Source organism: Pseudomonas campi (assembly GCF_013200955.2).
Classification (GTDB): Bacteria; Pseudomonadota; Gammaproteobacteria; order Pseudomonadales; family Pseudomonadaceae; genus Aquipseudomonas; species Aquipseudomonas campi.
Window position 1 is genome coordinate 117,400 of sequence record NZ_CP053697.2, and the last position, 26,464, is coordinate 143,863.

General features: G+C 63.1%; 22 protein-coding genes and 2 pseudogenes. 14 read left to right on the plus strand and 10 right to left on the minus strand.

Translation table 11 applies throughout. The features are described from left to right. Positions 1-353 precede the first annotated feature (353 nt). On the plus strand, positions 354-1,106 hold the full coding sequence (locus HNE05_RS00500; protein WP_173211001.1) for a substrate-binding periplasmic protein: 753 nt from the start codon (positions 354-356) through the stop codon (positions 1,104-1,106). An 860-nt stretch (positions 1,107-1,966) separates the two neighbouring features. On the opposite strand, the gene HNE05_RS00505 is transcribed toward HNE05_RS00500, so the two are convergent. Further along, complete coding sequence (locus HNE05_RS00505; protein ID WP_173211003.1) at positions 1,967-2,752, minus strand: hypothetical protein; 786 nt, start codon at positions 2,750-2,752, stop codon at positions 1,967-1,969. 413 nt (positions 2,753-3,165) lie between these two features. Here HNE05_RS00505 and purE point away from each other — a divergent pair, with 413 nt between their 5' ends. The 3 genes from purE to HNE05_RS00520 all read left to right on the plus strand — a co-directional run bounded on the left by purE (position 3,166) and on the right by HNE05_RS00520 (position 5,500). Further along, positions 3,166-3,654 carry a 5-(carboxyamino)imidazole ribonucleotide mutase gene (gene purE / locus HNE05_RS00510; RefSeq protein ID WP_173211005.1) on the plus strand — a complete coding sequence of 163 codons (489 nt, stop codon included), beginning with the start codon at positions 3,166-3,168 and terminating at the stop codon, positions 3,652-3,654. A 16-nt stretch (positions 3,655-3,670) separates the two neighbouring features. Then, positions 3,671-4,753: a 5-(carboxyamino)imidazole ribonucleotide synthase gene (locus HNE05_RS00515; RefSeq protein ID WP_173211007.1), complete on the plus strand. Its 1,083-nt coding sequence runs from the start codon at positions 3,671-3,673 to the stop codon at positions 4,751-4,753. Positions 4,754-4,966: 213 nt separating this feature from the next. Next, a complete protein-coding gene (locus HNE05_RS00520) occupies positions 4,967-5,500 on the plus strand; it encodes a DUF3299 domain-containing protein (protein ID WP_173211009.1) in 534 nt (177 codons plus the stop codon). 221 nt (positions 5,501-5,721) lie between these two features. Here the strand turns inward: HNE05_RS00520 and HNE05_RS00525 are convergent, their stop codons facing one another. Further along, positions 5,722-6,627, minus strand: coding sequence for a D-hexose-6-phosphate mutarotase (locus HNE05_RS00525; protein ID WP_173211011.1), 906 nt, complete (start codon positions 6,625-6,627; stop codon positions 5,722-5,724). Between the two features lie 226 nt (positions 6,628-6,853). Then, positions 6,854-7,258, minus strand: a complete 405-nt coding sequence (locus HNE05_RS00530; protein WP_173211013.1) for an acyl-CoA thioesterase — start codon at positions 7,256-7,258, stop codon at positions 6,854-6,856. 266 nt (positions 7,259-7,524) lie between these two features. Here HNE05_RS00530 and HNE05_RS00535 point away from each other — a divergent pair, with 266 nt between their 5' ends. The 9 genes from HNE05_RS00535 to HNE05_RS00575 all read left to right on the plus strand — a co-directional run bounded on the left by HNE05_RS00535 (position 7,525) and on the right by HNE05_RS00575 (position 18,578). Next, positions 7,525-8,829 (plus strand): MFS transporter, encoded by a 1,305-nt coding sequence (locus HNE05_RS00535; protein WP_173211015.1) that lies wholly within the window; start codon positions 7,525-7,527, stop codon positions 8,827-8,829. Positions 8,830-9,077: 248 nt separating this feature from the next. Further along, a complete protein-coding gene (locus tag HNE05_RS00540) occupies positions 9,078-10,046 on the plus strand; it encodes a PstS family phosphate ABC transporter substrate-binding protein (RefSeq protein ID WP_173211017.1) in 969 nt (322 codons plus the stop codon). Positions 10,047-10,231: 185 nt separating this feature from the next. Next, positions 10,232-12,517 (plus strand): ABC transporter permease subunit, encoded by a 2,286-nt coding sequence (locus HNE05_RS00545; RefSeq protein ID WP_173211019.1) that lies wholly within the window; start codon positions 10,232-10,234, stop codon positions 12,515-12,517. A gap of 21 nt (positions 12,518-12,538) precedes the next feature. Continuing rightward, positions 12,539-14,209: a phosphate ABC transporter permease PstA gene (pstA, locus tag HNE05_RS00550; RefSeq protein WP_420827016.1), complete on the plus strand. Its 1,671-nt coding sequence runs from the start codon at positions 12,539-12,541 to the stop codon at positions 14,207-14,209. Between the two features lie 63 nt (positions 14,210-14,272). After that, complete coding sequence (gene pstB, locus HNE05_RS00555) at positions 14,273-15,106, plus strand: phosphate ABC transporter ATP-binding protein PstB (protein WP_173211023.1); 834 nt, start codon at positions 14,273-14,275, stop codon at positions 15,104-15,106. Positions 15,107-15,257: 151 nt separating this feature from the next. Next, positions 15,258-15,992: a phosphate signaling complex protein PhoU gene (gene phoU, locus HNE05_RS00560; protein ID WP_173211025.1), complete on the plus strand. Its 735-nt coding sequence runs from the start codon at positions 15,258-15,260 to the stop codon at positions 15,990-15,992. 106 nt (positions 15,993-16,098) lie between these two features. Next, positions 16,099-17,013 carry a response regulator gene (locus HNE05_RS00565; RefSeq protein WP_173211027.1) on the plus strand — a complete coding sequence of 305 codons (915 nt, stop codon included), beginning with the start codon at positions 16,099-16,101 and terminating at the stop codon, positions 17,011-17,013. Positions 17,014-17,204: 191 nt separating this feature from the next. Continuing rightward, positions 17,205-18,101, plus strand: coding sequence for a peptidoglycan DD-metalloendopeptidase family protein (locus HNE05_RS00570; protein ID WP_173211029.1), 897 nt, complete (start codon positions 17,205-17,207; stop codon positions 18,099-18,101). 105 nt (positions 18,102-18,206) lie between these two features. Beyond that, entirely contained in the window at positions 18,207-18,578 is a 372-nt protein-coding gene (locus HNE05_RS00575) for a DUF805 domain-containing protein (RefSeq protein ID WP_173211031.1), read from the plus strand. Between the two features lie 192 nt (positions 18,579-18,770). Here HNE05_RS00575 and HNE05_RS00580 read toward each other — a convergent pair. Further along, positions 18,771-19,231 (minus strand): annotated as a pseudogene (locus tag HNE05_RS00580) (transporter associated domain-containing protein); the annotation flags it as partial. On the opposite strand from HNE05_RS00580, the pseudogene HNE05_RS00585 reads away from it, so the two are divergent. Continuing rightward, positions 19,227-19,345, plus strand: a pseudogene (locus tag HNE05_RS00585) (peptidase M23); the annotation flags it as partial. The pseudogenes HNE05_RS00580 and HNE05_RS00585 sit on opposite strands and share 5 nt — an antisense overlap. A 182-nt stretch (positions 19,346-19,527) precedes the next feature. On the opposite strand, the gene HNE05_RS00590 reads toward HNE05_RS00585, so the two are convergent. From HNE05_RS00590 to HNE05_RS00615, 6 genes are all read right to left on the minus strand, one after another. Then, positions 19,528-20,655 carry an alpha/beta hydrolase gene (locus HNE05_RS00590; RefSeq protein WP_173211033.1) on the minus strand — a complete coding sequence of 376 codons (1,128 nt, stop codon included), beginning with the start codon at positions 20,653-20,655 and terminating at the stop codon, positions 19,528-19,530. Positions 20,656-21,111: 456 nt separating this feature from the next. Then, positions 21,112-22,452 carry a hemolysin family protein gene (locus HNE05_RS00595; protein WP_173211035.1) on the minus strand — a complete coding sequence of 447 codons (1,341 nt, stop codon included), beginning with the start codon at positions 22,450-22,452 and terminating at the stop codon, positions 21,112-21,114. 77 nt (positions 22,453-22,529) lie between these two features. Next, positions 22,530-23,834: a phosphate regulon sensor histidine kinase PhoR gene (gene phoR, locus HNE05_RS00600; RefSeq protein WP_173211037.1), complete on the minus strand. Its 1,305-nt coding sequence runs from the start codon at positions 23,832-23,834 to the stop codon at positions 22,530-22,532. A 44-nt stretch (positions 23,835-23,878) separates the two neighbouring features. Continuing rightward, complete coding sequence (gene phoB / locus HNE05_RS00605) at positions 23,879-24,568, minus strand: phosphate regulon transcriptional regulator PhoB (RefSeq protein ID WP_173211039.1); 690 nt, start codon at positions 24,566-24,568, stop codon at positions 23,879-23,881. Between the two features lie 82 nt (positions 24,569-24,650). Continuing rightward, a complete protein-coding gene (gene ubiA, locus HNE05_RS00610) occupies positions 24,651-25,544 on the minus strand; it encodes a 4-hydroxybenzoate octaprenyltransferase (RefSeq protein WP_173211041.1) in 894 nt (297 codons plus the stop codon). Positions 25,545-25,656: 112 nt separating this feature from the next. Then, a complete protein-coding gene (locus tag HNE05_RS00615) occupies positions 25,657-26,205 on the minus strand; it encodes a chorismate--pyruvate lyase family protein (protein ID WP_173211043.1) in 549 nt (182 codons plus the stop codon). Between the last annotated feature and the right edge of the window lie 259 nt (positions 26,206-26,464).

Below are 26,464 nucleotides of genomic sequence, written 5' to 3' on the forward strand. Positions count from 1 at the left end.
CGGCCTGAGGCTTTCATCATGCACAGTGAGCGGAGTGCTGCCCGGTGGCGCACTGGCGCAGCCGCAGAGCGTGGCAAGCAGAAGAGCAAAGGCGCGGCGCATATTGAAATCCTTTTCAATCTGGCGGAGTAGGGCGGCGGATTGTAGGCAAAACGGAAAAACGCGGTGTGGCGGAGTTCTCGGTTTGCCGCGTGTCGGCATCCGCTGCTCATCCAGGGGGGGCGGGCTCGGTGAAACTACCCCCAGGCATCAGCGATGTTCGGGTATCGAGTCAGGTAATCGGTTAGATGCACGTTCGTGCCTTGGCTCCTACAGTTAAGTGATTCCCTCCAACCTCCCTGCGAGGTGCCGCCATGTCCGTTAGCAAGTTACATGTGCTGGTCCTGCTGCTGGCCTTGCTGGCGGTGCGGGGTGCGCAGGCCGAGGCGTTCATGGTCTACGGCACCCACGATGGCTACCCCAAGTACTACGAAGAAGCGGGCCAGGCCAAAGGCATCGTGGTCGACATCAGCAAGCTCTGCCTGGATGAAATGCAGGTGCCCTACCAGATCAAACTGATGCCCTGGGCGCGCGCCTACACCCTGGCCGAGCGCGGCGGCGGCGGGGTCATCGGCTTGTCGATGAGTGAGGAGCGGCTGCTGCTCTTCGATTTCTCCGAGCCGATCTTTACCGAGCACATCGTGCTGATCGTGAAGAAGGGCCGGGAGTTCACCTACGAGAAGATTGCCGACCTGCAGGGCAAGCTGGTCGGCGTGTCCATCGGCACCAGTTATGGCACCGCCTTTGACGAGGCGGTGGCCAACGGCAGCCTGACCATCGTTGGCTTCAACGACAGCCGCAGTGGCCTGGCCATGCTCCAGCGCGAGCGCATCGATGCCATCCTGATGGGCTCCAGCGTGGATATCGGCAAACTCGTCGAGGGCAGCCCGGACTTGCAGGGCGATACCTTTGCCGCCTTGCCCGTGCCGTTCAAGTCCGACAGCAAGCACATGGGCATTGCCAAGGAACTGAAGATGGGCTGGTTTCTGCAGCAGTTCAATCAGTGCCTCAGGCGCGGGCATGACGCGGGTGCCTTTGATTCGATCATCTACGAGTACAGCAACTGATTGGCTGTTCGCGTGACGCGGAAACGCCGCGGTGTGGGCACCATCAAATCGGTAGGAGCGAGCTCTGCTCGCGAAGCTTTCGTGGGGCCTGGTTCGCGAGCAGAGCTCGCTCCTACAAAAAATCCGCAAACTTCCAGGCAACTCTGAGCGCCCCATCAGGAGGGTGAGTGGAGTCGCTGTGTAGAGGGTTGAGCCGCAGGGATGCGGCGAAAGGCGTAAAGGGCCAGGGATGGCCCTTGTACGCCGACCCTCGGAGCAGTGATGGAACGAACGCACCCCGGCGCAGCCGGGGCCGGATGCAAGGGGCATAGCGTTTTTGCTTACTTTTTCCGTGCCTGGAAAAAGTGAGCCGCCCTGGAGGGCGGAACAAGAAGTCCCATCGAAACTCGGCAATCGGCTTGAGTCAGTGGCTTCAGGCAGGATTCTTATGGGGCGGTACTGGCTGCGTCCTTGATATCTGTGGCCTGCACTATGGGATACGGACTCAGCGCTTTCCTCGGCTGAAGCTACAGGTTGCGCCCTTCACGGCGCGTCACTTTTTCTTGCTTGCCCAAGAAAAAGTAACCAAAAAGAAGGGCACCCCGACATCCGGCCCTGCGCTTCGCTCCGGGTACCTTCCCTCCATCGCCGCTCCAGGGGCCCGCCGCGAAGGGCCATCCCTGGCCCATCGCGGCTTTCGCGGCATCCATGCCGCTCAACCCCTTACACGGCGATTGCGCTCAGCCTACTGACGGGGATTTGGCTCCGAGTGGCTTGATGGTTTTATAAGGATGGCCTGAAATGCCGAGCATCGAAAAATGCGGGCCAGTATGAAATGGACTGCAGTACGACGTGCTTGTAAGCGGGCTTTTGGGGTTTATTTAAAACCCTTTAATTAATATGAAGTCTATAAATGAATTGCCAGCCTTTTCTACTACGAATCGTGCGCTTTTGAATGCGTACTCTTCTCCCGGCGTATAGTTCAAAGTTACGTCTTGGGTGAAGTCGGGTCGCGAATATCCGCCCCTTGTATACTCTCTGTAAATAAAACGAATTTTCCCGTCCGAAACTCCGGAATATATTAAGGCTTGCGTTAGTGGCTTGTGAGCTTCATTGGTTGAATCTTTTTCGATTTTTTCGATGTTTAAATGTACTGGTTTTGATAGTGGGGCGGAATAATAAAGTCCTTCGGCGTTTTTTGGGCTCCAATGCCAGTAAATCTTTGTAGCTATCTCTGGTGTCTCAATTGGTGCAATCAATCCCCCGTAGGCAGGTGTGTCATTGTTTGAGACAAAGCTCCGCGGATATGTGTAGTGCTGGCCTTCGGATGAGTATCCTTCAGATGAGAGATGTGCGGGAGGAAGATTAAAGCTTATAGTCTTGAGTTTATGCTTTATTTTGGCGTTGGCGGCCGACTGCATTGTTGCTGTATTAAATTCAAGCGTGCCAGGTGTGATGAAATATTGTTCGTTCGTAAACATGTCTTCGCCGAGAGCCGCTTTTAATCTTTTAACTCCTGCAGGTGTAGTAATTGTCTTTCCAGTCACAAGCTTGCCTTGGTCTGGCGTCATTGTAACTGTCTTGATATCGCTTGCGCACCCGGGGATTAGCATTGCAAGTAGTAGTGCCGTTATGCTCTGGGCCGATTTTTCTTTGAAGTTATTCATATGACTTCCTTGCAGTGCTTTCTTGATAAATGGATCGTTGTCGCTGAACCAGTTCCTCATCAGATGAACATGCAGCTTTGCTATTGAGCAAAAAGGGCAGTTTTATTTTTTTGATAGATAACTGTGCAGTCCTGACCGGAAGACATAGTGAAAGATCGCCGTGTACAGGCAGTCTGCCCCAGCCCGCTTTGGCGCCTCAAGTGTCCCAAGCACTTTGCTCTCTATCATCCTGCAAGCACTGCTCTACCTCTACTGACAAACGGTCACCCCAGGGGCGCGACACCCGTTGCTTTCCGGTATACTGCGCCGCCTCCAGGCCCCATGCGGCCTGGCCCGCACATAACAAGCCACGCCCGATGCGTGGCTTGTTGGTTTTTGTCGCGCCGACAGGCGCCCGAGTCAGAGGCAAAACGATGAGCGCACTGGTTGGCGTGATCATGGGCTCCAAGTCCGATTGGAGCACCCTCAGTCACACCGCAGAGATGCTGGACAAGCTGGGCATTCCCTATGAAGTGCAGGTGGTTTCCGCCCACCGTACGCCGGACCTGCTCTTCCAGTACGCCGAACAGGCCGACAGCCGTGGTATCCAGGTGATCATCGCCGGTGCCGGTGGCGCGGCGCACCTGCCGGGCATGTGTGCGGCCAAGACCCACCTGCCGGTTCTCGGTGTGCCGGTGCAATCGGCCGTGCTGTCGGGTGTCGATTCGCTGCTGTCGATCGTGCAGATGCCGGCCGGCATTCCGGTCGCCACCCTGGCCATCGGCAAGGCCGGGGCGATCAACGCCGCACTGCTGGCGGCGAGCATCCTCGGTCACCAGCACCCGCAGTTCCATGCGGCGCTGAAGCAGTTCCGTACCGAACAAACCGAAGCCGTGCTGGAAAACCCGGATCCGCGTTCCTGATAGGAGCTCAGAAGCTATGAAGATCGGTGTCATTGGTGGCGGCCAGCTGGGCCGTATGCTGGCTCTGGCGGGCACCCCGCTGGGGATGAGTTTCGCGTTTCTCGACCCGGCGCCGGACGCCTGCTCCCAGGCCCTGGGTGAGCACCTGCGTGGCGATTACAACGACCACGAGCATCTGCGCCGTCTGGCCGATGACGTCGACCTGGTGACCTTCGAGTTCGAAAGCGTGCCGGCCGAGACCGTGGCCTTCCTCTCCCAGTTCGTGCCGGTGTACCCGAGCGCCGAAGCGCTGCGCATCGCCCGCGACCGCTGGTTCGAGAAGTCGATGTTCAAGGACCTCGGCATCCCCACCCCGGATTTCGCCGATATCCAGTCGCAGGCTGATCTTGACGCCGCCGTGGCCGCCATCGGCCTGCCGGCGGTGCTGAAGACCCGCACCCTGGGCTACGACGGCAAGGGCCAGAAGGTCCTGCGCCAGGCGCAAGACGTGGTCGGCGCCTTCGCCGAGCTGGGTAGCGTGCCGTGCCTCCTCGAAGGCTTCGTGCCGTTCACTGGCGAAGTGTCGCTGGTGGCCGTGCGTGGTCGCGACGGTGAGACGCGCTTCTACCCGCTGGTGCACAACCGTCACGACAGCGGCGTGCTGGCGCTGTCCATCGCCAGCACCGATCACCCGCTGCAGGGCCTGGCCGAGGACTATGTCGGTCGCGTGCTCAAGCAGCTGGATTACGTCGGCGTGCTGGCCTTCGAGTTCTTCGAAGTCGACGGCGGCCTCAAGGCCAACGAGATCGCCCCGCGCGTGCACAATTCCGGGCACTGGACCATCGAAGGCGCCGAGTGCAGCCAGTTCGAGAACCATCTGCGCGCCGTCACCGGCCTGCCGCTGGGCTCCACGGCCAAGGTTGGCGAAAGCGCCATGCTCAACTTCCTCGGCAGCGTGCCGGCGGTCGAGAAGGTCGCGGCGATTGCCGATTGCCACCTGCACCACTACGGCAAGGCCTTCAAGGTCGGGCGCAAGGTCGGTCACGCCACCCTGCGCAGCAAGGATATGGCGACCCTCAAGGCGCGCATTGCCGAAGTCGAAGCGCTGATCAACGCCTGAGAACCTGTTTACGATCTGCTGCGCGTCGGCCATGCGTCGTTAAAAACAGGCTCGGAATGCTCATTTACCACTTGTAAACTGCGCTTCCTCGCCTGTTTTTGCCTAGCCTGGCTCTAGCTCGCGAGATCGTAAACAGGTTCTGAGCCCGCTGGGGCGGAGGAAACTTCGCCACCTCAGCGCCGTCTACCGCTTACCGTCATACCGGGAGCTGTCATGCGCCGAATCCTGCTTGCCCTGCTGCTCGTGCCGTTACTGGCGCACGCCGAACCACGGGAAACCGACTGGCTGGAACTGATGCCGCGTGAGGATCAGCTGGCCCTCGAAGCCATGCCGGAAATCAGCCATGAGACGCCGGAGTCGGCTGGTACTTTCGGTCAGCAGGGCGGCCTCAAGCAGCAGAAGAGTGATCTGCCGGCGGTGATGTATTCGAGCAAGACCGTGGCCCATCTGAATGGCAAGACGGTACGCCTGGGCGGCTACCCGGTGCCCCTGGAAAGTGACGCCGAGGGCCGCAGCACGCTGTTCTTCCTGGTGCCGTACCCTGGCGCCTGTATCCATGTGCCGCCGCCACCGCCGAACCAGATCGTGCTGGTGCGCTATCCCCAGGGCATCCTGCTCGAAGACATCTACGCCCCGCTGTGGGTCGAGGGGCCGCTGCAGGTCGAGACGGTCAGCAATGACCTGGCCGATGCGGCCTATGCCCTCAAGGCCAGTTCGGTGCGGGTGGTGGAAGAGGCTGATCTGTAAGGGCTAGTTTGCGATCTTGGAAACTCCCCTCTCCCACTTGTGGGAGAGGGGCAGGGGGAGAGGGTATTGGCCAGCACGCCCTCTCCCCAGCCCTCGGCTTCCTGCGTCGCTCTACCTCCTGCATCCCTGCAGTCGTCTCCCGTGAACGGGAGAGGGGGCAAAAGCGATCCGCACCGGCTTCTACACGTCGCTAACGTACTGAAAAAAGATCGTAAACGCTCTTAGAGTGCCTCGCTGCTCAGGCTCAGGCACAGACTGTGGCTGGCGCCCGGGGCCAGCGTCACGCAGTCGTCCCAGATATTCGCGGTTTCGATGCAGAGCATGCGCTGCCAGGCGTCTTCGGCGAACTGCGAGAGGCGTTTGGCCTTGTCGATCCATGGATTCCACAGCACGGCCGAGCGTGAGCCCTGGGCATCCAGGTGGATGCGCCGTTGCCAGCCCGGATCGATGATGCTCAGGCGCGTCGGCGTGTCCAGGTAGATGCGGTCGGTCTCGCCGGCGAAGTCCAGCGCGCCCTGCTGTCGCCGCTCCTGCCAGTCCTCCAGGGTTTCGATATAGCGGCAGCCATCCAGCCCCTGCACGCTGACATCACGGATATCGCTGACGGCGAAGTAAGTGTGCAGGGCCTGGCTCAACACCAGCGGCTGAGTGCCCAGGTTGCTGCTGCGCAGTTCCAGGTGCAACTGCTGATCCAGGCGGATATTCAGCTGCAGCTCTGCCGCATGCGGCCAGTCCGGCAGCGGATGCTTGCGGCTGTCGAAGGCGAATTGCAGGGTCACGGCGCCGTCGTGCTGGTCGATGCCCAGCAGCTGCCAGTCGAGGCCGCGCACGTTGCCATGGGCCGGCGCGCTGGCCGGGTTGCTGTGCATGGCCTGCACCGCCGGCGGGTTGCGCGTCAGGCCGCCGAACCAGGGCCAGCACACCGGCGCGCCGCCACGTACCGACTGGCCGCGCTGATAGCGGGCCTGCTCGCTGAGCCAGATGATCGGCGCCTGCGTGCCGTGCTGGTAATGCAGGATCTGCGCGCCTTGCTGGGCGACCAGCAGGGTGCCGTCGCCGACTTGCACGCGCCAGCACACCAGTTCATCCAGTTCGATGCGTTCGACGGAGGGGGAGGGAGTGTTCATCGGGGCATCCGCACGCTAAAAACAGAGATGTACCGCAGACCCCGGTGAAAGGCCAGTGCCGGGGAACGGCTCGTGGGGTGGCTCGCGGTTGATCGCCGGCTGTAGGGCGCGCCGTGCGCACCAGGGCGCTACACAGACCTGGCGGTGCGCACGGTGCACTCTACGAGAGGCCGCCGGGCCTCGGCGTCGGCGCCGTTTGGGCGCCGCGCCGCAGGTTGTGCGCGGCTTAGCCGCGACGTGGCGGCACCGAGCGGGTGCGGCCGCTGCCATCGATGGCGACGAAGACGAACACCGCCTCGGTGACCTTGCGCCACTCGCTGGACAGCGGGTCGTCGCTCCACACCTCGACCAGCATCTGGATCGAGCTGCGGCCGACTTCCAGGGCCTGGGTATAGAAGGACAGCTGCGCGCCGACCGGGACCGGAACCAGGAAGGCCATGCGGTCGATGGCCACGGTGGCCACCCGGCCGCCAGCGACCTTGCTGGCCATGGCGGTGCCGGCCAGGTCCATCTGCGACACCAGCCAGCCGCCGAAGATATCGCCGAAACCGTTGGTTTCGCGCGGGAGAGCGGTCAGCTGCAGGGCCAGATCGCCTTGCGGTATGGGATCTTCCTGTTCGAGCTCGATCATGGTGGTGGGGCCCCGGTGCCGTTTTTCTTATGTTTGGAGTGGTGTGGGAGGTTCTGCCAAGACTTTGCCGACGGCCAAGCCTTGGCACAATCCCCCGTGGCCCAGCGGGCCGAGCGCGCAGTATATCGGGCGGCGCGTCAGGCGACGACCGCCCAGTTCTGCATTTGTCGGCTGGCCCGGCTGCCGGCCCGCGGTGCAATTTGCTATCGTGCGGCGGCTGCCATCAGCGCCAGCCATCCCTACTCCTATAAAAGAAGCTGTCGACCATGTCTTCCGTGCCCTCCAGCGCTGCGCCCGCGGCGCGCCCGTTGAACCGTAGTGATTACAAGACCCTGTCGCTGTCCGCCCTCGGCGGCGCGCTGGAGTTCTACGACTTCATCATCTTCGTGTTCTTCACGGCGGTGCTCAGCAAGCTGTTCTTCCCCGCCGACATGCCCGAGTGGCTGCGCCAGCTGCAGACCTTCGGCATTTTCGCCGCCGGTTACCTGGCGCGACCGCTGGGCGGCATCGTCCTGGCGCACTTCGGCGACCTGCTCGGACGCAAGCGCATGTTCACCCTGAGCATCTTCCTGATGGCCGTGCCGACCCTGCTCATGGGCCTGCTGCCGACCTATGCGCAAATCGGCATCTGGGCGCCGCTGGCGCTGCTGGCGCTGCGCGTGGTGCAGGGCGCGGCGATTGGCGGCGAAGTGCCGGGGGCCTGGGTGTTCGTCGCCGAACACGTGCCGCCGCGGCATATCGGCTTCGCCTGCAGCACCCTGACCGCGGGGCTGACCGTGGGCATCCTGCTCGGTTCGCTGACCGCCAGCCTGATCAACCGGGTGTTCACGCCAGAGGAACTGGCGGCCTATGCCTGGCGCATCCCGTTCCTGGTCGGCGGCCTGTTCGGCCTGATTGCCATGTACCTGCGCCGCTGGCTGCATGAGACCCCGGTGTTCGCCGAAATGCAGCTGCGCCAGACCCTGGCCGCCGAGCTGCCGCTGAAGACCGTGGTGCGCGAGCATCGCCCGGCGGTGATCTTGTGCATGCTGCTGACCTGGGTGCTGTCGGCCGGCATAGTCGTGGTAATCCTGATGACCCCGACCCTGCTGCAGACCCTGCATGGCTTCAAGCCGGCCGAGGCGCTGCAGGCCAACAGCCTGGCCATCGTCTGCCTGAGCATCGGCTGCGTACTGGCCGGCTGGCTGGCGGATCGCATCGGCGCCGGGCGGGTGTTCGTCGGCGGCGGCCTGTTGCTGCTGCTCAGCTCCTGGACCTTTTACAACAGCCTGGCCAGCCATCCCGAACTGCTGCTGCCGCTGTATGCCCTGGCCGGTCTGTGCGTGGGCATGATCGGCGCCATTCCGCTGGTGATGGTCAGCGCCTTCCCGGCGCTGGTGCGCTTCTCCGGGCTGTCGTTCTCCTACAACCTGGCCTACGCCATCTTCGGCGGGCTGACGCCGATCCTGGTCAGCCTGCTGCTGAAGTGGAGCCCGCTGGGCCCGGCCTACTATGTCGGCGCCCTGTGCCTGCTGTTTATCCTGATCGGCGGCTGGCTGTGGCAGCGCCAGCCACAGGCGGTCGCCGGCTGAGGTCTCGGCCCGTGTAGGGGGCGCCAGCCGCGTAGCCCGGATTGCATCCGGGCTACGTCTTAAACGCTGCTGACGATCTTCCGCGCCCTACAAAGCGGATGTACCAGTGATCGAAAAGGCCTGCTTGCAGGCCTTTTCAGTTTTTTCCGCGCTTTAATCTAATTGTCACAATCCCTTCATAGAGTGTTCATGCGGCCTGCAGATACTTGGCCCCGTTCAAACCAACACTAGTTTTCCAGGAGCAAGGCATGAAACTGAAGCGTTTGATGGCGGCCATGACTTTCGTCGCCGCTGGCGTAACCACTGCCACTGCGGTTGCCGCTGTTGATCCGGCTCTGCCGAGCTACACCAAGACTTCCGGCGTATCGGGCAACCTGTCCAGCGTCGGTTCCGACTCCCTGGCCAACCTGATGACCCTGTGGGCCGAAGAGTTCAAAAAGGAATACCCGAACGTCAATATCCAGATCCAGGCCGCCGGTTCTTCCACTGCGCCGCCCGCTCTGACTGAAGGCACCGCCAGCATGGGCCCGATGAGCCGTGCGATGAAGGATGCCGAGATCCAGGCGTTCGAAGAGAAATACGGCTACAAGCCGACTGCCGTACCGGTAGCCATCGACGCCCTGGCGGTGTTCGTGCACAAGGACAACCCGATCAAGTCCCTGGATATGGCTCAGGTTGACGCGATCTTCTCCAGCACCCGCCTGTGCGGTGGCGCCAGCGATATCAAAACCTGGGGTGACCTGGGCATGACCGGCGAGTGGGCGGCCAAGCCGATCCAGCTGTTCGGTCGCAACTCGGTATCCGGCACCTACGGCTACTTCAAGGAAGAAGCCCTGTGCAAAGGCGACTACAAGGCTAACGTCAACGAGCAGCCGGGTTCGGCTTCCGTGGTGCAGTCGATCTCCAGCACCATCAACGCCATCGGTTACTCGGGCATCGGCTACAAGACTTCCAGCGTGAAGACCGTGCCGCTGTCGAAGAAAGGCGGCGAAGCTTTTGACGCCAACGAAGAAAACGCCCTGGCTGGCAAGTTCCCGCTGGCTCGCTTCTTCTACGTTTACGTGAACAAGGCGCCGAACAAGCCGCTGAGCCCGCTGGACGCAGAGTTCGTCAAGCTGGTGCTGTCCAAGCAAGGTCAGGAAGTTGTGGTCAAAGACGGCTACATTCCGCTGCCGAGCAAAGTGGTCGAGAAGACCATGAAGGAACTGGGTCTGTAAGGATCGCCTGACTGGCAAGGACGCCTATAAGTAAGTCGCATGCCCGCCTTCGTTTACGACAGGCGGGTTTTGCTTTGTCAAAGCGCTGTAACTTTTCTGTCATATAGAGTCGCTAGAGTTAGCGCCTCGTATAGCGACAGAACTCCAGATGGCGCGCTCATGGCTGCGCAGAGACGCTCTTACCTATGAATGACTTGGCTAGTGAAACCATGACCGCCACCTCCAAATCCCTCGGCCTGGACTTCAACACCCCGGCCTTGCAGCGCAAGCGGCGTATCCGCGCGCTGAAAGACCGTTTTGCGCGCTGGGCGGTATCCGTCGGCGGCATGGCGGTGCTCGGTGCCATCACCCTGATCTTCTTCTACCTGGCCTACGTGGTGCTGCCAATGTTCCAGGGCGCCAGCGTGGATAGCCGCAAGCCGGTGCAGGTCGCCTGGCTCAAGGAAGCCGCCGCGCCGCTGCTGCTGACCCTGGAAGAACAGAACCAGATGGCCATGCGTCTGGACCAGAACGGCCAGGTGCAGTTCTTCGATGCGAAGAAGATGCAGCCGCTGAGCAGCGTGCAGCTGCCGCTGCCGGCCGATGTGCAGATTGCCTCGGTTGGTCAGGACCAGCCAGGCAGCAACCGCGTGGCCCTGGGCCTGTCCAACGGCCAGGTGCTGGTGTTCCAGCATGTCTACAAGATTACCTACCCCAACGATGTGAAGACCATCGCGCCGAGCATCGAGTATCCGTTTGGCGAGGCGCCCATCACGCTCGATAGCCAGGGCCGCGTGCTCGATCATGTCGGTCTCAGCCTGAACAGCGGCACCCTGATGCTGGCAGGCTCCACCGGCACCGAGCTGCACGTGCTGAGCCTGGGGCGCGAAGAAAACATGATGACCGGCGAGGTGACCCTCAGCGAAGAGCGCATCGCCCTGCCGCAGATCGCCGAGCCGATCAAGGCGCTGATCATCGACCCGCGTCACCTGTGGCTGTACGTGGTCAACGGTCGCGCCACCGCCGATGTCTTCGACATGCGCAGCAAGAGCCTGAATGGCCGCTACAAGCTGTTGGCCGACGCGCAGTTGGAGGTCAGCAACGCCACCTCGCTGCTCGGCGGTATCTCGCTGATGATCGGCGACAGCAGCGGCGGTATCGCCCAGTGGTTCATGGTGCGCGAGGACGATGGCAAGGCGGTGCTGAAGTCGATCCGCAGCTTCCAGCTGGCCGACAGCCCGATCATCCAGATTCTCCCGGAAGAGCGCCGCAAGGGCTTCTATGCCCTGGATGCCAAGGGCAACCTGGGCATCTTCCACAGCACCGCGCACCGCACCCTGCTGGTCGAGCCGGTCGCCGAGGGCCAGGCCCTGGCCGCCCTGTCGCCGCGCGCCAACCGCGTGCTGGTGGAGAGCAATGGTCAACTGCAACGCCTGATCATCGACAACCCGCACCCGGAAATTTCCTGGAGCTCGCTGTGGGGCAAGGTCTGGTATGAGAACTACGACGCGCCGGGCTATGTCTGGCAGTCGACCTCGGCCAGCACCGACAACGAACCCAAGCTGAGCCTCGCGCCGCTGGCCTTCGGTACCCTGAAAGCGGCGTTCTACGCCATGCTCCTGGCCGCCCCGCTGGCCATCGCCGCCGCGCTCTACACCGCCTATTTCATGGCCCCGGCGCTGCGCCGCAAGGTCAAGCCGGTGATCGAGCTGATGGAAGCGCTGCCAACGGTGATTCTCGGCTTCTTTGCCGGCCTGTTCCTCGCGCCGTATGTGGAAGGCCACCTGCCGGGCATCTTCAGCCTGCTGATCTTCACCCCCATCGGCATCCTGCTGGCCGCCTACCTGTGGAGCCGCCTGCCGGAGTCGATTCGCCTGAGCGTGCCGGATGGCTGGGAGTCGGCGCTGCTGATTCCGGTGATCCTGCTGGTGGGCTATGTCTCGCTGGCGATGAGCGGGCATGTGGAAAACTGGCTGTTCGACGGCAATATGCGCGGCTGGCTGAGCAATGATCTGGGCATCCCGTTCGATCAGCGCAACGCCCTGGTGGTCGGTCTGGCCATGGGTTTCGCGGTGATCCCGAACATCTACTCGATCGCCGAAGACGCCGTGTTCAGCGTGCCCAAGAGCCTGACCTTCGGCTCCCTGGCCCTCGGTGCCACGCCGTGGCAGACCCTGACTCGGGTGGTGATCCTCACCGCCAGCCCAGGCATCTTCTCGGCAGTGATGATCGGCATGGGCCGCGCCGTCGGCGAGACCATGATCGTGCTGATGGCCACCGGCAACACCGCGATCATGGACATGAACCTGTTCGAAGGCCTGCGCACCCTGGCCGCCAACGTGGCGGTGGAAATGCCCGAGTCGGAAGTCGGTGGTACCCACTACCGCGTGCTGTTCCTCTCGGCGCTGGTGCTGCTCGGCTTCACCTTTGTCATGAACACCCTGGCAGAGCTGGTGCGCCAGCGTCTGCGCGTCAAGTACGCCTCGCTCTAAGGCTTGGGAAGGTATATGTCCGTGAAACAGAACAACCTGAAATCCTGGTTCAAGAGCGGTACGCCCTGGGTCTGGATGAATGCCGGCGCGGTATCGATCGCGGTGATCATGACCCTGGGCCTGATGATGGTGATCGCCGTGCGCGGCCTCGGCCACTTCTGGCCGGCGGATATCGTCGAGGCCGATTACCAGGTACCGGGCGAGTCGGTACGGGTGATGGCCGGTGAAATCACCCAGATCGAGGAAGTGCCGCGCGCGCGCCTGGCCGCTTCCGGCCTGCCGGTGACCGCCGAGGGCGGCGAGTTCATGACCCGCGAGCTGTTCAAGGTGGGTAACCGCGAAGTGTTCGGCGCGGACTTCACCTGGGTGGTCGGCGAGTGGCTGAGCAACCCGCGTACCCCGGAAAACCTCACCGCCTTCGAGCGTCGCGAGTGGGGCAACTTCTACGGCTACCTGATCAACGTCAAGGAAAACGGCCAGTTGGTGGCCGAAGGTGACGCCAGCTGGTCGGCGCTGCAGGAGCGCATCGAGCGTGTCGAGCAGCTGCACCAGCAACTGGTACGCCTGGAGAAGAAGGACATCGGACGGATCAACGCCGGCCTCGAGCGCATCCGCCTGCAGACCCGCAAGCTGGAGCTGCAAGGCGAGCTGGACGCGGTCGCCCAGGCCGAGCTGGATGCCGAGCGCGCGCAGTGGGATGCCGAGTACAAGGTGCTGGAAACCGAGCTGATCGCGCTGAACCAGGCGTTCAACCGCGACAGCGTCACGGTCAAGACCGTCGACGGGCGCGAAGTGACCCTGAGCCTGGGCAAGGTGGTGCGGGCTTTCCAGCCCAACGCCATGGGCCTGGGCGACAAGCTCGGCTTCTACTTCGCCAAGCTGTGGGAGTTCGTCAGCGACGACCCGCGTGAGGCCAACACCGAAGGCGGCATCTTCCCGGCGATCTTCGGCACCGTGATGATGACCCTGATCATGGCGGTGATCGTCACCCCGTTCGGCGTGATCGCGGCCATCTACCTGCGTGAATACGCCAAGCAGGGCCCGCTGACCCGGGTGATCCGCATCGCCGTGAACAACCTGGCCGGCGTTCCGGCGATCGTCTACGGCGTGTTCGGCCTGGGCTTCTTCGTCTACGTGCTGGGCGGCTCGCTGGACCGCATGTTCTTCCCCGAGTCCGCCCCGGCGCCGACCTTCGGCACCCCGGGCCTGCTGTGGGCCTCGCTGACCCTGGCGATCCTGACCCTGCCGGTGGTGATCGTCGCCACCGAAGAAGGCCTGGCGCGGATTCCGCGGGCCGTGCGTGAAGGCTCCCTGGCCCTCGGTGCGACCAAGGTGGAAACCCTCTGGCGCGTGGTGCTGCCGATGGCCAGCCCGGCGATGATGACCGGCCTGATCCTCGCCGTGGCCCGCGCCGCTGGCGAAGTGGCGCCGCTGATGCTGGTCGGCGTGGTCAAGCTGGCGCCTTCGCTGCCGCTGGATGGCAACTACCCGTATCTGCACCTTGATCAGAAGATCATGCACCTGGGCTTCCACATCTACGACGTCGGCTTCCAGAGCCCCAACGTCGAGGCCGCGCGGCCGCTGGTGTACGCCACCGCGCTGCTGCTGGTGTTGGTCATCGTGGTGCTGAACATGGCGGCGGTCTATATCCGCAACCACCTGCGCGAGAAGTACAAGGCGCTGGACCACTAATCAGTACGCCGTGGCCAGTCGGCCGCGGCGCATCAACGAATTTGTTAGCGTAGGGAGCATCCCATGCAGCACGAAGCACATAGCCACGGTATCGACATCTCGGCCCTGGGCCGCGACAAGCAAAGCCTCAACATGGCGGCGGAAACCGTGGCCATCGAAGTACCGGGGCTGAACCTGTACTACGGCGAGAAGCAGGCCTTGTTCGACGTGAAGTTGACTATCCCCAAGCAGCGCGTCACCGCCTTCATCGGCCCGTCCGGTTGCGGCAAGTCGACCCTGTTGCGCACCTTCAACCGCATGAATGATCTGGTTGACGGCTGCCGCGTAGAAGGCGAAATCAACCTCGACGGCAAGAACATCTACCGCAAGGGCGAAGACGTCGCCGAGCTGCGTCGCCGCGTCGGCATGGTGTTCCAGAAGCCCAACCCGTTCCCCAAGAGCATCTACGAGAACGTGGTGTACGGCCTGCGCATCCAGGGCATCAACCAGAAGCGTGTGCTCGATGAAGCCGTGGAATGGGCACTGAAAAGCGCCGCGCTGTGGGACGAGGTCAAGGACCGTCTGCACGACTCGGCCCTCGGCCTGTCCGGCGGCCAGCAGCAGCGTTTGGTGATCGCCCGTACCGTGGCGGTGCAGCCGGAAGTGCTGCTGCTCGACGAACCCTGCTCGGCACTGGATCCGATCTCCACCCTCAAGGTCGAAGAGCTGATCTACGAGCTGAAGAGCAAGTACACCATCGTCATCGTTACCCACAACATGCAGCAGGCGGCGCGCGTCTCCGACTACACCGCGTTCATGTACATGGGCAAACTGATCGAATTCGGTGACACCGATACCCTGTTCACCAACCCGGCGAAGAAGCAGACCGAAGATTACATCACCGGTCGCTACGGCTAGCCCGCCGGCTATGGCAAATCGCGCTGCACTTCGTCGGCGGCGCTTGCCGTACTAGTTGTACTGTCTGCGCGTCGCCTCCTCGCTCAGCACGATTTTCCAAAGGCCGGCACGTTTCGCTAAGACCTTCACTCAGTTTCGCAAGGGCTCGACCATGATCAACAAAGACAGCCTCACCCATCACATCTCCCAGCAGTTCAACGCCGAGCTGGAGGAAGTGCGCAGCCACCTCCTGGCGATGGGCGGCCTGGTCGAGAAGCAGGTCAACGACGCAGTCACCGCGCTGATCGACGCCGACTCGGGCCTGGCCCAGCAGGTGCGCGAGATCGATGACCAGATCAACCAGATGGAGCGCAACATCGACGAGGAATGCCTGCGCATCCTTGCCCGCCGTCAGCCGGCCGCTTCCGACCTGCGCCTGATCATCAGCATCTCCAAGTCGGTGATCGACCTCGAACGCATCGGCGACGAGTCGGCGAAGATCGCCAAGCGCGCCATCCTGCTGTGCGAGGAAGGCGAAGCGCCGCGTGGCTACGTCGAGGTACGCCATATCGGTGACCAGGTGCGCAAGATGGTGCAAGAGGCGCTGGACGCCTTCGCCCGCTTCGACGCCGACCTGGCCCTGTCGGTGGCGCAGTACGACAAGACCATCGACCGCGAGTACAAGACTGCCCTGCGTGAACTGGTCACCTACATGATGGAAGACCCGCGCTCGATCACCCGCGTGCTCAACGTGATCTGGGTGTTGCGCTCGCTGGAACGCATCGGCGACCACGCGCGCAACATCGCCGAACTGGTGATCTACCTGGTGCGCGGTACCGACGTACGGCACATGGGCCTGGCGCGCATGCAGGAAGAAGTGCAGGGCACCGGCAAGGCCAAAGAATAAGCGCAGCGCAGGGCCGGTCGTCACTCGGGAAATCCCTGAGTGATCGCGGTTGGCCTTGGGCCATCATCCGCAGCTATGCTTGTCAGCATTGTCGCAGGAGTGGCCGATGAGCAAAGTCAGTGTGCTGGTGGTGGACGACGCAACCTTTATCCGTGACCTGGTGAAAAAGGGCCTGCGCGACCATTTCCCCGGTATCCAGATCGAAGAAGCGATCAACGGGCGCAAGGCCCAGCAGATGCTGAGCCGGCAGCCGGTCGACCTGATCCTCTGCGACTGGGAAATGCCCGAGCTGTCGGGCCTCGAACTGCTCACCTGGTGCCGCGAGCAGGACAGCCTGAAGATCGTGCCCTTCATCATGGTCACCAGCCGGGGCGACAAGGAAAACGTCGTGCAGGCGATCCAGGCCGGCGTCTCCGACTTCATCGGCAAGCCGTTTTCCAACGAACAACTGATCACCAAGGTGAAGAAGGCCCTGCACCGTGCCGGCAAGCTGCAGGCGCTGATGTCCAGTGCGCCGCCGAAGATGCTCAGCACAGGCAGCTTCGCCAATGACTCGCTGGCCGCCCTGACCGGTGGCAACGCAGCAGTGGTCAAGCCGGCGGCCAAGGCCGCCGCGCCGGTTGCCGCAGCAGGCTTCGCCAAGCCAGCCGCTGCTGCCAAGCCAGCTGCCGCCAGCGCATCAGGCGGCCGTGGCCAGGGGCAGCTGCGTCTGCCTGGGGGCAACATGGACTGCGTGATCAAGGCCCTGAGCCTCAAGGAAGCGCTGCTGGTGGTGCGGCGCGGCGAGGTTTTGCCGCAGGTGCTGGAAAGTGCCGTGCTCGATCTGGAGCAGGGCGAGGCTGCAGAAACCGCCCGTCTCAACGGCTACCTGCACGCGGTCGCGGCGCTGGAGCCTACGCCTGCCAGCGAATGGCTGCAGGTCACCTTCAAGTTTGTCGACCGTGATCCCCAGAAGCTCGACTACCTGTCGCGCCTGATCGCCCGTGGCAGCGCGCAGAAGCACTTCAGCCCGGGCGCGTAGCCCCGTAGCCCGGATGCAATCCGGGAAGACTCTCACGCCGCTTGCCCCGGATTACATCCGGGCTACGGCGCGCCGCGACCGACGGCGGTGAGCCCGGTCACAGCGCGACCCTTCGCGGCTCGCACGTGCTGGCCGGCGCTGCTAGTCTTGCTAACCCCGGATAACCAATAACCACTCGATCCGTGACAGTCATGCTAGGGCGTTCATTTCTCTTCTGCGCAGCGTTGCTGGCCGCTACCCCGGCCAGCGCACTGACCATCTATAAGTACGTCGATGCCAACGGCGTGGTCACCTATAGCGACAAGGCGGTGGCCGGTGCTCAGGTGTTCGTGTTCCGCGATCGCATGATCGAGCGCCTGGACAACCTGGTGAAGCTGGAAACCAAGAAGCACGATGCCGGCGAAACCCTGCTGATCCGCAATGACCTCTACGCCCCGGTAGAGATCGAGCTGAGCCTGAACAAGGTGGTCAATGCCACGGGCGCACCGGAACAGCCGATCCGCTGGGTGCTGCCGCCGCGCAGCAAGATCCGCCTGGCCACCCTGGCGCCACTCGACGCCGCTAAACCCATGAGCTACAAGCCGCGCCTGCGCTATGCCATGGGCGACCCGCGTTTGCAGCCGCTGCTCTATCGCTACCCGCTGCCCTGGCGTGGCGGGCCGTTCAAGCTGACCCAGGGCGCCAACGGCAAGTACAGCCACTTCACGCCGCGCGGGCGCTATGCCCTGGATATCGCCATGCCGCAAGGCACGCCGATCGTCGCCGCGCGTGGTGGGGTGGTGGTGAAAACCGAGAACCAGCAGAGCGGGCGCGGCAACAACCCGTCCGGCAACTTCGTGCGCATCCTGCATGACGACGGCACCATGGGCGTCTATCTGCACCTGCTGCGAGGTTCGGTAAGCGTGCAGGAAGGCCAGCGGGTCGAAACCGGCAGCCACCTGGCGAACTCCGGCAACACCGGCAACAGCACCGGCCCGCACCTGCACTTCGTGGTGCAGCGCAATGTCGGTCTGGCCCTGGAATCGATTCCGTTCAACTTTGCCCAGCCGGTCGACAGCCTGCCCAACTTCGCCGTCGGCGGCGAATAGCGCTGCTCCTCGTTCCTGTCAGGCCGGCTGACCTGTTTGCTGTCAGGCGAGGGTAATCCCCCTGCACTCGCCTGTGTCCATCCGGGGGCATAAGGAAAGCAGGCTATGAACTGGTATCTCGACGTTCTGAAGAAATACGCGGTGTTCGATGGCAGGGCCCGGCGCAAGGAATACTGGTTCTTTGTCTTGTTCAACTTGATCGCCAGCGTGGTGCTGTCGATCATCGATGGGGTAATTGGCACGTTCAGTGCCGAGTCGGGCATCGGTCTGTTGAGCGGCGTGTATTCGCTGGCTGTGCTACTGCCAGCCATCGGCGTGTCCATCCGCCGCCTGCATGACACCAATCGCAGTGGCTGGTGGCTGCTGATCGGCCTGATCCCGCTGGTCGGCGCCATCGTGCTGATCGTGTTCATGGTGCAGGACAGCACTGCCGGCGATAACCAGTACGGCGCCAATCCCAAACAGGACGCGGTGTAGATCGCATCCTGGCGGCTGCAGCGGCGGTGTTGTGTCGCCGCTGCAGCACCTGGTTTTCAGAATCTGTTCACGAACTTTTGAGCTAAAGCCAGGCAAGGCGCAACGACCAGCCCGAGCCCAATTGACCAGCCTGCGGCTGTTACTGCGTTGCAACGCAGCATGGCCGACGATCAAGAGATCGTAGACCGGTTCTCAGTCCAGCTTGAGCACCTTGGCCAGCACGATCTTCGGCCCCTTCATCTTCTTGACGATGATGCGCAGGCCCTCGGCCTCCAGCACGTCTTCCTCTTCCGGCACGCGGTTGAGGTTCTCGTAGACCAGCCCAGCGAGGGTTTCCGCCTCGATATGATCGAGGTCGATGCCGAGCAGGCGCTCGATCTTGAACAGCGGAGTGTCGCCGCGCACCAGCAGCTTGCCCGGCTGGTAGGCGAGGATGCCACGCTCGGCCTTGTGGTGTTCGTACTGAATATCGCCGACCACGGCCTCCTCGACCAGGAAGAAGTGCGCGCCGCCCTGACGGAACTCTCCAGCGGGTTCAGCAACTCGATGAGCTTGAGCTTGGACGGCAGCATTTCCAGCAATGACAGCTGCTGCAGCAGGTCCTTGATGTGCAGCAGGCCGATGAAGTGGCCGGTTTCCTCGTCGTACAGCGGCCCGCACCTGCACTTCGTGGTGCAGCGCAATGTCGGTCTGGCCCTGGAATCGATTCCGTTCAACTTTGCCCAGCCGGTCGACAGCCTGCCAACTTCGCCGTCGGCGGCGAGTGAGCAACGCCAGGCTGCCGGTTGTCGATTGGGGTGAGCAGGCTTTAGGCGCAGTCTTATCGACCCCGTCATGATGGGTGCGTCCTGCACCCAGCGTCCGGGTATTGCCCCATCTGTCAGCTCACTCAGCCGACGATAGCGCTGCCCGGCTCATTGAGCGGGCAGCGGCTCGTGCCGCCCTGGCCTTACTGCAACTTGCGCAGGATGAAGTTGCTCAGGCTTTCCTGGGTGGTGACGATGTTCAGCGCCGGCACGATGAACCCGCCCTTCAGTCCGACTGCCTTGGCCTTATCACGCAGGGCGCGGGCATGGTAGGGGTGGTGGAAGAGGATGCCGGTGCTGGTCGGTTTACTGACCGGCACGCCGTCGGTGCTCACCCAGATCTCCGGGTCGCCGGCGTCCATCATGTTCAGGAAATCCACATCCTGGCGGTAGGCCACGGTGCTGGAGCGGTACAGATCGGCCATGGTGCGGACGCCGTAGAAGTTGGGCCCGATGCTGCCCATATCCTCCACCGACCAGTTGTACTGGGCGAACACCTGCTCCCAGCCGACGACGTCCATGGTGGACTGAGTCTGGCTGGCCACCGCGCCGCGAACGCGGGTGGACTGCCGTTCCACCGGGTCGGTGCTGTTGAGGTTGGCCATGTCATCGTGGAAGGCCAGCCACAGCGCGGTGCTGGCGCCGGCGGAGCTGCCGAGCAGTACCACGCGCTGCGGATCGATGTTGTAGCGTGCATCGTACTTCAGGTACTGCAGCGCGCGCTTGGCGCCGTTCAACGACTTGATCAGGCCCACCGTCTCGCCGCTCTTGCTGATCAGCGGATAGTTGATGGTGGCGAATGCGGCGCCTTTGGCCAGCAGGGTCTTGATCAGCTTCTGGTTACTACTGCTGTAGGCGTCTTCCTTGGCGCCGGAGGTGAAACCGCCGCCGTGAATGAAGATCGTCAGCGGGGTGCGCGTCTTGCTGCTGTAGGCGCTCTTGGGCATAAAGATGTCCAAGCGGTGACGTGCATCGGGACCATAGGCGGCGTTCTTCACGAAGTAGGCGTTGTTGCCATCCAGGCTGAAGGGCGGGGTGCTGGGTTGCAGGCTGCTGCTGGACGTGCTCGACACGCTGGGCGCTTCCGCGGGTGGCGGGCTGCTCGGAGCGTCCCGGTTCAGGCGTTCCTCCAGCAGCTCGCGCAGGCCCTGGGTGGTGGCGGAGGCGGCAGAGGCCGAAGGGGTGACGAGTGTTGCGCCGAGTAGCGTGAGCAGTGCGGCACAGGTGGCGCGGCGAAGGCGCTGCGAAGGGTGAAGAACAGTGTGGGTCATGACGGTCTCGGTACTCTGAGAACCGCTCAATCGAGGTACATCTCTTCCACGAGTTGCGACTGCATCCAGGCTGGTACTTCGAAGCGGCTGGGCTGAAGGAAAGTCCGGAGGGGCCGGACGGGGCGCAGTGTGGGTGCGCTGGGGGGGGAAGGGAAGGACGCAAGTCGCATATTTTTCGCGTCAAAATTCAGATGTTTCGCAACTTTTAGCCGCTAAAATGCCATTAATGGCGCATTGCCTGCAGAGCCGCAGCAGCGGCGGCGTCGACTTATGCCAAATGGTTATTTATATTTTGGCGGCATAAATTTGACGAAACCGGAATTCCGTATCCGGTTTGCCTGCTTTTTGTACAGGCAGTTAACGGACAGGCGGTAGTCAATCTGCGGCCATACCCCTGAGCGGCGGCATGCTCGGTTCGCCGAGCCGCCGCCGATTGACCTCGCGCCGTGGCGGCGCTCAGTCCAGTTTCAGCACTTTGGCCAGGACGATCTTCGGTCCCTTCATCTTCTTGACGATGATGCGCAGGCCTTCGGTGTCCAGCACTTCTTCCTCTTCCGGCACGCGGTTGAGGCTCTCGTAGACCAGCCCGGCCAGGGTCTCGGCCTCGATATGGTCGAGATCGAGACCGAGCAGGCGCTCGATCTTGAACAGCGGGGTGTCGCCGCGCACCAGCAGCTTGCCCGGCTGGTAAGCGAGGATGCCGCGCTCGGCCTTGTGGTGTTCGTCCTGGATATCGCCGACCAAGGCTTCCAGCACGTCTTCCATGGTCAGGAAACCGATCACCTTGCCATCGGCCTCCTCGACCAGGGCGAAATGCGCACCACCCTGGCGGAACTGCTCCAGCAGGCTGGACAGCGGCATGTGCTTGGTCACCCGCTCCAGCGGGTGCAGCAACTCGGTGAGCTTGAACTTGGACGGCAGCATTTCCAGCAACGACAGCTGCAGCAGCAGGTCCTTGATGTGCAGCAGGCCGATGAAGTGGCCGGCTTCCTCGTCGTACACCGGGAAGCGGCTGTACTTGTGCCGGCGGAACAGGCTGAACACTTCGTCCAGCTTGGCGTCGCTGTTGAGGTAGACCAGATCCTCGCGCGAGTTGGCCCAGTCGACCACTTCCAGCTCACCCATTTCCACGGCCGAGGCCAGCACGCGCATGTCCTGGTCGCTGGGGTCGCTGGCACGGCTGGAGTGGAGGATCAGTTTGAGCTCGTCGCGGCTGTAGTGATGCTCGTGGTGCGGTCCCGGCTCGCCCTGGCCGGCGAAACGCAGGATGGCGTTGGCGCTGGCGTTGAGCAGGAAGATCGCCGGGTACATGGCCCAGTAGAACAGGTACAGCGGTACGGCCGTCCACAGCGACAGCAGTTCCGGCTTGCGGATGGCCCAGGACTTGGGGGCCAGCTCGCCGACCACGATATGCAGGTAGGAGATGATGAAGAAGGCAATGAAGAAGGCGATGCCGTGCAGCAGCTTCGGTGAGTCGATGCCGACGTAGGCCAGCAGCGGTTCGAGCAGGTGGGCGAAGGCCGGTTCGCCGACCCAGCCGAGGCCCAGCGAGGCCAGGGTGATGCCCAGCTGGCAGGCCGACAGGTAGGCGTCGAGCTGGTTGTGCACGGTGCGCAGGATGTGCCCGCGCCAGCCGTTTTGCTCGGCCAGGGCTTCGACCTTGGTCGAGCGCAGCTTGACCATGGCGAACTCGGCGGCGACGAAGAAGCCGTTGAGCAGAACGAGAAAGAGGGCGAACAGGATAAAGCCGAAATCGGCGAAATAGCTGGTGGCGGTGTAACTAGAGGAAGGGTCCATGGGGGCTTTGGTTGGCGAATGACCGCTAAAGGGTGGCGGCTGACGCCGATGATTGCAAGTCGGCCGCCGGTCGGGGGTCAGCTGCGGCGAATCACCTGCTGCGCCGGGAAGTGACAGGTGAAGGTGCTGCCCTTGCCGGGCACGCTGGCGATGTCCAGGCGCGCGCGATGGCGCAGCAGCACGTGCTTGACGATGGCCAGGCCGATACCGGTGCCGCCGGTGTTGCTGGCACGGCTGGAGTCGACCCGGTAGAAGCGCTCGGTCAGGCGGGGCAGGTGCTTGGCCTCGATGCCGGGGCCGTTGTCGGCCACGCTGAAATGCCCGCCCTGTTCATCGCCCCACCAGCGGATGCGGATCTCGCCTTCGGCCGGGGTGTATTTCACCGCGTTGAACACTAGGTTGGAGAGTGCGCTGCGCAGTTCCGCCTCGCTGCCCTTGAGCTTGAGGTGGGCGTCGGCCTCCAGGCTGATCCGGTGATGCTTGGCTGCGGAGAGCGCCTGGGCGTCGTTCTTGATGCTCAGCAGCAGCAGGTCGACGGCTATCGGCTGGTTGTCCGAGGGGTAGTCGGTGGCTTCCAGCTTCGCTAACAAAAGCAGGTCATTCAGCAGGTTCTGCATGCGTGCGCCTTGCTGCTGCATCTGCTGCAGGGCGCGCAGCCAGCGCGGATTGACCTCCTCGACGTTGTCCAGCAGGGTCTCCAGGTAGCCGGCGATCACCGTCAGCGGGGTGCGCAGCTCGTGGGAGACGTTGGCGACGAAGTCCTTGCGCATCTGTTCCAGCTGATAAAGACGGGTGACGTCGCGCACCAGCATCAGGTGCTCGCGGTTGCCGTACTGGGTGATCTGCAGCTGCAGGCGCAGGCGATCGTTGATCGGCGAAGGCAGCTCCAGGGCCTCCTGGAAATTGCCCTGCTCGAAGTATTCCTTGAAGCGCGGGTGGCGCAGCAGGTTGCTGATCGACTGGCCGCTGTCCTGCGGGGTCTTCAGGCCCAACAGGGTTTCCGCGGCGCGGTTCCACCACTCCAGGTTGCCGTCGCTGTCGAGCATGATCACCGCGTCGCGCAGGGCGGAGGTGGATTCCTGCACGCGGTCGATCACCGCCTGCAGGCGGCCGCGCACGCGCTGGTCGCGGCGTTGCAGGTGATAGATGTTGTCGAACACTTCGCCCCACAGGCCATAGCCTTCGGGCGGTGCTTCGTCCGGCTGGCGATGGCGCAGCCAGTGGTGCAGACGCAGCAGCTGCTTGACGTGCCAGGCCAGGTAGGCACCGAGGCCGAGCACCAGGGCCCAGGCATACTCGCCGCTGATCAGCCCGAGCAGGGCACAGCAGACCACTAGCAACAACAGGTGGCGCACTACGGCACCACGCCAGTTCTGGTTCACCTAGCGCATCCTTTCAAAATCGGCGGCACAGCGGAGCGATAGGCTCAGCTCTTGGTGGAGAAACGATAACCGGTGCCGCGTACCGTTTGAACGAGATTCTCGTAGGCCTCGCCCAGCGCCTTGCGCAGGCGGCGGATGTGCACGTCGACGGTACGTTCTTCCACATAGACGTTGCCGCCCCAGACCTGGTCGAGCAGCTGGCCACGAGTGTAGGCGCGCTCCTGGTGGGTCATGAAGAATTGCAGCAGACGGTATTCGGTGGGGCCCATCTCGGCCGGCTTGCCGTCGATGGTGACGCGGTGGCTGATCGGGTCGAGCAGCAGGCCGCCGACTTCGATCGGCGACTCGCCGTCGTTCGGCGCGGCGCGGCGCAGCACGGCCTTGAGCCGGGCCACCAGCTCGCGCGGCGAGAACGGCTTGGTGATGTAGTCGTCGGCGCCGACTTCCAGGCCCTGGATCTTGTTGTCCTCTTCGCCCTTGGCGGTGAGCATGATGATCGGGATGTCGTCGGTCAGCTCGTCGCGCTTGAGTCGGCGCGCCAGTTCGATGCCGCTGGTGCCCGGCAGCATCCAGTCGAGCAGGATCAGGTCGGGCTTGCGGTCAACGATCAGGGCGTGCGCCTGCTGGGTGTTTTCCGCCTCCATGCAGTCGTAGCCAGCCATTTCCAGCGCCACTGCGATCATCTCGCGGATCGGCGCTTCGTCGTCAACGATCAGGATGTTCTTGCCAACCATGGGGTCCTGCCTCGGTTTATCTGTCTTGCGCCGCATTAGATAACGGAATTATTGCAGCGATGTGACAGCCATGAGTCCCAGGCTAGCGCAATGCGTAATCCAGCACGATGCCCAGCAGGATAGCCAGTCCGGCCCAGTGGTTGTGCAGGAAGGCGGCGAAGCAGGCCTGCGGCGCGCGTGCACGGGTGCTCCAGAACTCCCAGGCGAAGCAGGCGGCGGCGCCGAACAGGCCGAACAGGAACCAGATGCCCAGGCTGAAGCGCGCCCCGGCCATGGCCAGGCACAGCAGGGCCAGACCCTGCAGGGTGAGGATGATCACCCGGTCGGCCTCGCCGAACAGGATGGCGGTGGATTTGACGCCGATCTTCAGGTCGTCGTCGCGGTCGGTCATCGCGTAGTAGGTGTCGTAGGCCACCGTCCACAGCAGGTTGGCCAGGTACAGCAGCCAGGCATGGGCGGGCGGCAGTTCTCCGGTGACCGCGCTGAAGGCCATCGGCATGCCCCAGGAGAAGGCCGCGCCGAGCACCACTTGCGGGTAGAAGGTGTAGCGCTTCATGAACGGGTAGCAGGCGGCCAGGGCCAGGCCGCCGAACGAGAGGAGGATGGTGGTCAGGTTGGTGAACAGCACCAGGATGAAGCTCAAGGCCACCAGCACGGCGAACAGGGTCAGCGCTTCGCGCACGCTGATCTTGCCGCTGGCTAGCGGGCGCGCCTGGGTGCGGGCGACGTGGCCGTCGAAGTGGCGGTCGGCATAGTCGTTGATCACGCAGCCGGCGGCGCGCATCAGCAGCACGCCGACCACGAAGATGAACAGCAGCTTGAAGTCCGGCAGCCCTTTGCTCGCCACCCACAGGGCCCACAGGGTCGGCCACAGCAGCAGGTAGATGCCGATCGGCTTGTCCAGGCGCATCAGTTGGATGAAGTCCCAGGCGCGTGGGTGCAGGCGGTTCAGCGATTGCAGCAGGGTGGTGTACATCGACGGCTCTCCGGGCGAAGTGGGCCGATTATACGGGCAGGGCGCCAGCTGGTAGGAGCGAGCTCTGCTCGCGAACCGGACGCAGCGCAAAATTCGCGAGCAGAGCTCGCTCCTACCGATTGCTGGCGTGTGACCAGAACGCCGGCAGGAACACTTCGGCGACCAGCACGCCGAGGCCGTCGCGCCAGAAGCACGAGCGCCGCCCCCACAGGCGTTCCTCGCGCACGCTTTCCGGTAGCCAGGCCTGCGGATAGCGACAGACCTGCAACTCGCCGCGGGCAAAGGCGCGGTCGCTGAACAGCAGCTCGCCGAGGGAGCGGCTGCCCAGTTTGCCGAGATCGAAGCCCGAGCCTTCCAGGGCACTGCGCGCGGCCACGCTGCGGGCGAACACCCAAGGCTGCTCGGCGCCGCGCAGGAATACTTCGCGCACCCAGCCCTGGCTGCCGCTAGGCACCTGCAGGGCGGCACATTCGTCGTTGCGCAGCACCTGCCAGCCCTGTTGCAGCGGCAGTACACTGAACTGCTGCTGACTGAGTTGGCTGAGGCGACGGGTCAGCGAGCCCTGGTCGAACAACCAGTCGCGCTGCAGCGGCGCTGGCGCGGGGTGCAACTGGGCGTTATTGAGCCAGCGAGGCGGGTGGGCAAGCGAGGCTGGGGGCACGGCAACGGCTTCGGCAAGGAGGAAAGGCCGCGAGCTTAGCATGAGCCCGCCACGGCGTAGACCGTCGGCGGGGGCTTGCGCCGCGGCGCGCGGGCCAGTACAAAGCCTGCTGTTTTTTTGATCAGGTGACCTGTTAGAACCTGTTTACGATTTTCTGGACTAGAGCCAGACAAGGCGCAACGACCAACGGGAGTAACAGCCGCAGGCTGGCCCGAAGGGTGAGCGCTAGCGAATCAAACAGCCGAGGAAGCGCAGTTTA

Coding starts and splice junctions, on each gene's coding strand:
- HNE05_RS00500 (WP_173211001.1), top strand. CDS start 354: ATGTCCGTTAGCAAGTTACATGTGCTGGTCCTGCTGCTGGCCTTGCTG.
- HNE05_RS00505 (WP_173211003.1), bottom strand. CDS start 2,752: ATGAATAACTTCAAAGAAAAATCGGCCCAGAGCATAACGGCACTACTA.
- purE (WP_173211005.1), top strand. CDS start 3,166: ATGAGCGCACTGGTTGGCGTGATCATGGGCTCCAAGTCCGATTGGAGC.
- HNE05_RS00515 (WP_173211007.1), top strand. CDS start 3,671: ATGAAGATCGGTGTCATTGGTGGCGGCCAGCTGGGCCGTATGCTGGCT.
- HNE05_RS00520 (WP_173211009.1), top strand. CDS start 4,967: ATGCGCCGAATCCTGCTTGCCCTGCTGCTCGTGCCGTTACTGGCGCAC.
- HNE05_RS00525 (WP_173211011.1), bottom strand. CDS start 6,627: ATGAACACTCCCTCCCCCTCCGTCGAACGCATCGAACTGGATGAACTG.
- HNE05_RS00530 (WP_173211013.1), bottom strand. CDS start 7,258: ATGATCGAGCTCGAACAGGAAGATCCCATACCGCAAGGCGATCTGGCC.
- HNE05_RS00535 (WP_173211015.1), top strand. CDS start 7,525: ATGTCTTCCGTGCCCTCCAGCGCTGCGCCCGCGGCGCGCCCGTTGAAC.
- HNE05_RS00540 (WP_173211017.1), top strand. CDS start 9,078: ATGAAACTGAAGCGTTTGATGGCGGCCATGACTTTCGTCGCCGCTGGC.
- HNE05_RS00545 (WP_173211019.1), top strand. CDS start 10,232: ATGAATGACTTGGCTAGTGAAACCATGACCGCCACCTCCAAATCCCTC.
- pstB (WP_173211023.1), top strand. CDS start 14,273: ATGCAGCACGAAGCACATAGCCACGGTATCGACATCTCGGCCCTGGGC.
- phoU (WP_173211025.1), top strand. CDS start 15,258: ATGATCAACAAAGACAGCCTCACCCATCACATCTCCCAGCAGTTCAAC.
- HNE05_RS00565 (WP_173211027.1), top strand. CDS start 16,099: ATGAGCAAAGTCAGTGTGCTGGTGGTGGACGACGCAACCTTTATCCGT.
- HNE05_RS00570 (WP_173211029.1), top strand. CDS start 17,205: ATGCTAGGGCGTTCATTTCTCTTCTGCGCAGCGTTGCTGGCCGCTACC.
- HNE05_RS00575 (WP_173211031.1), top strand. CDS start 18,207: ATGAACTGGTATCTCGACGTTCTGAAGAAATACGCGGTGTTCGATGGC.
- HNE05_RS00590 (WP_173211033.1), bottom strand. CDS start 20,655: ATGACCCACACTGTTCTTCACCCTTCGCAGCGCCTTCGCCGCGCCACC.
- HNE05_RS00595 (WP_173211035.1), bottom strand. CDS start 22,452: ATGGACCCTTCCTCTAGTTACACCGCCACCAGCTATTTCGCCGATTTC.
- phoB (WP_173211039.1), bottom strand. CDS start 24,568: ATGGTTGGCAAGAACATCCTGATCGTTGACGACGAAGCGCCGATCCGC.
- ubiA (WP_173211041.1), bottom strand. CDS start 25,544: ATGTACACCACCCTGCTGCAATCGCTGAACCGCCTGCACCCACGCGCC.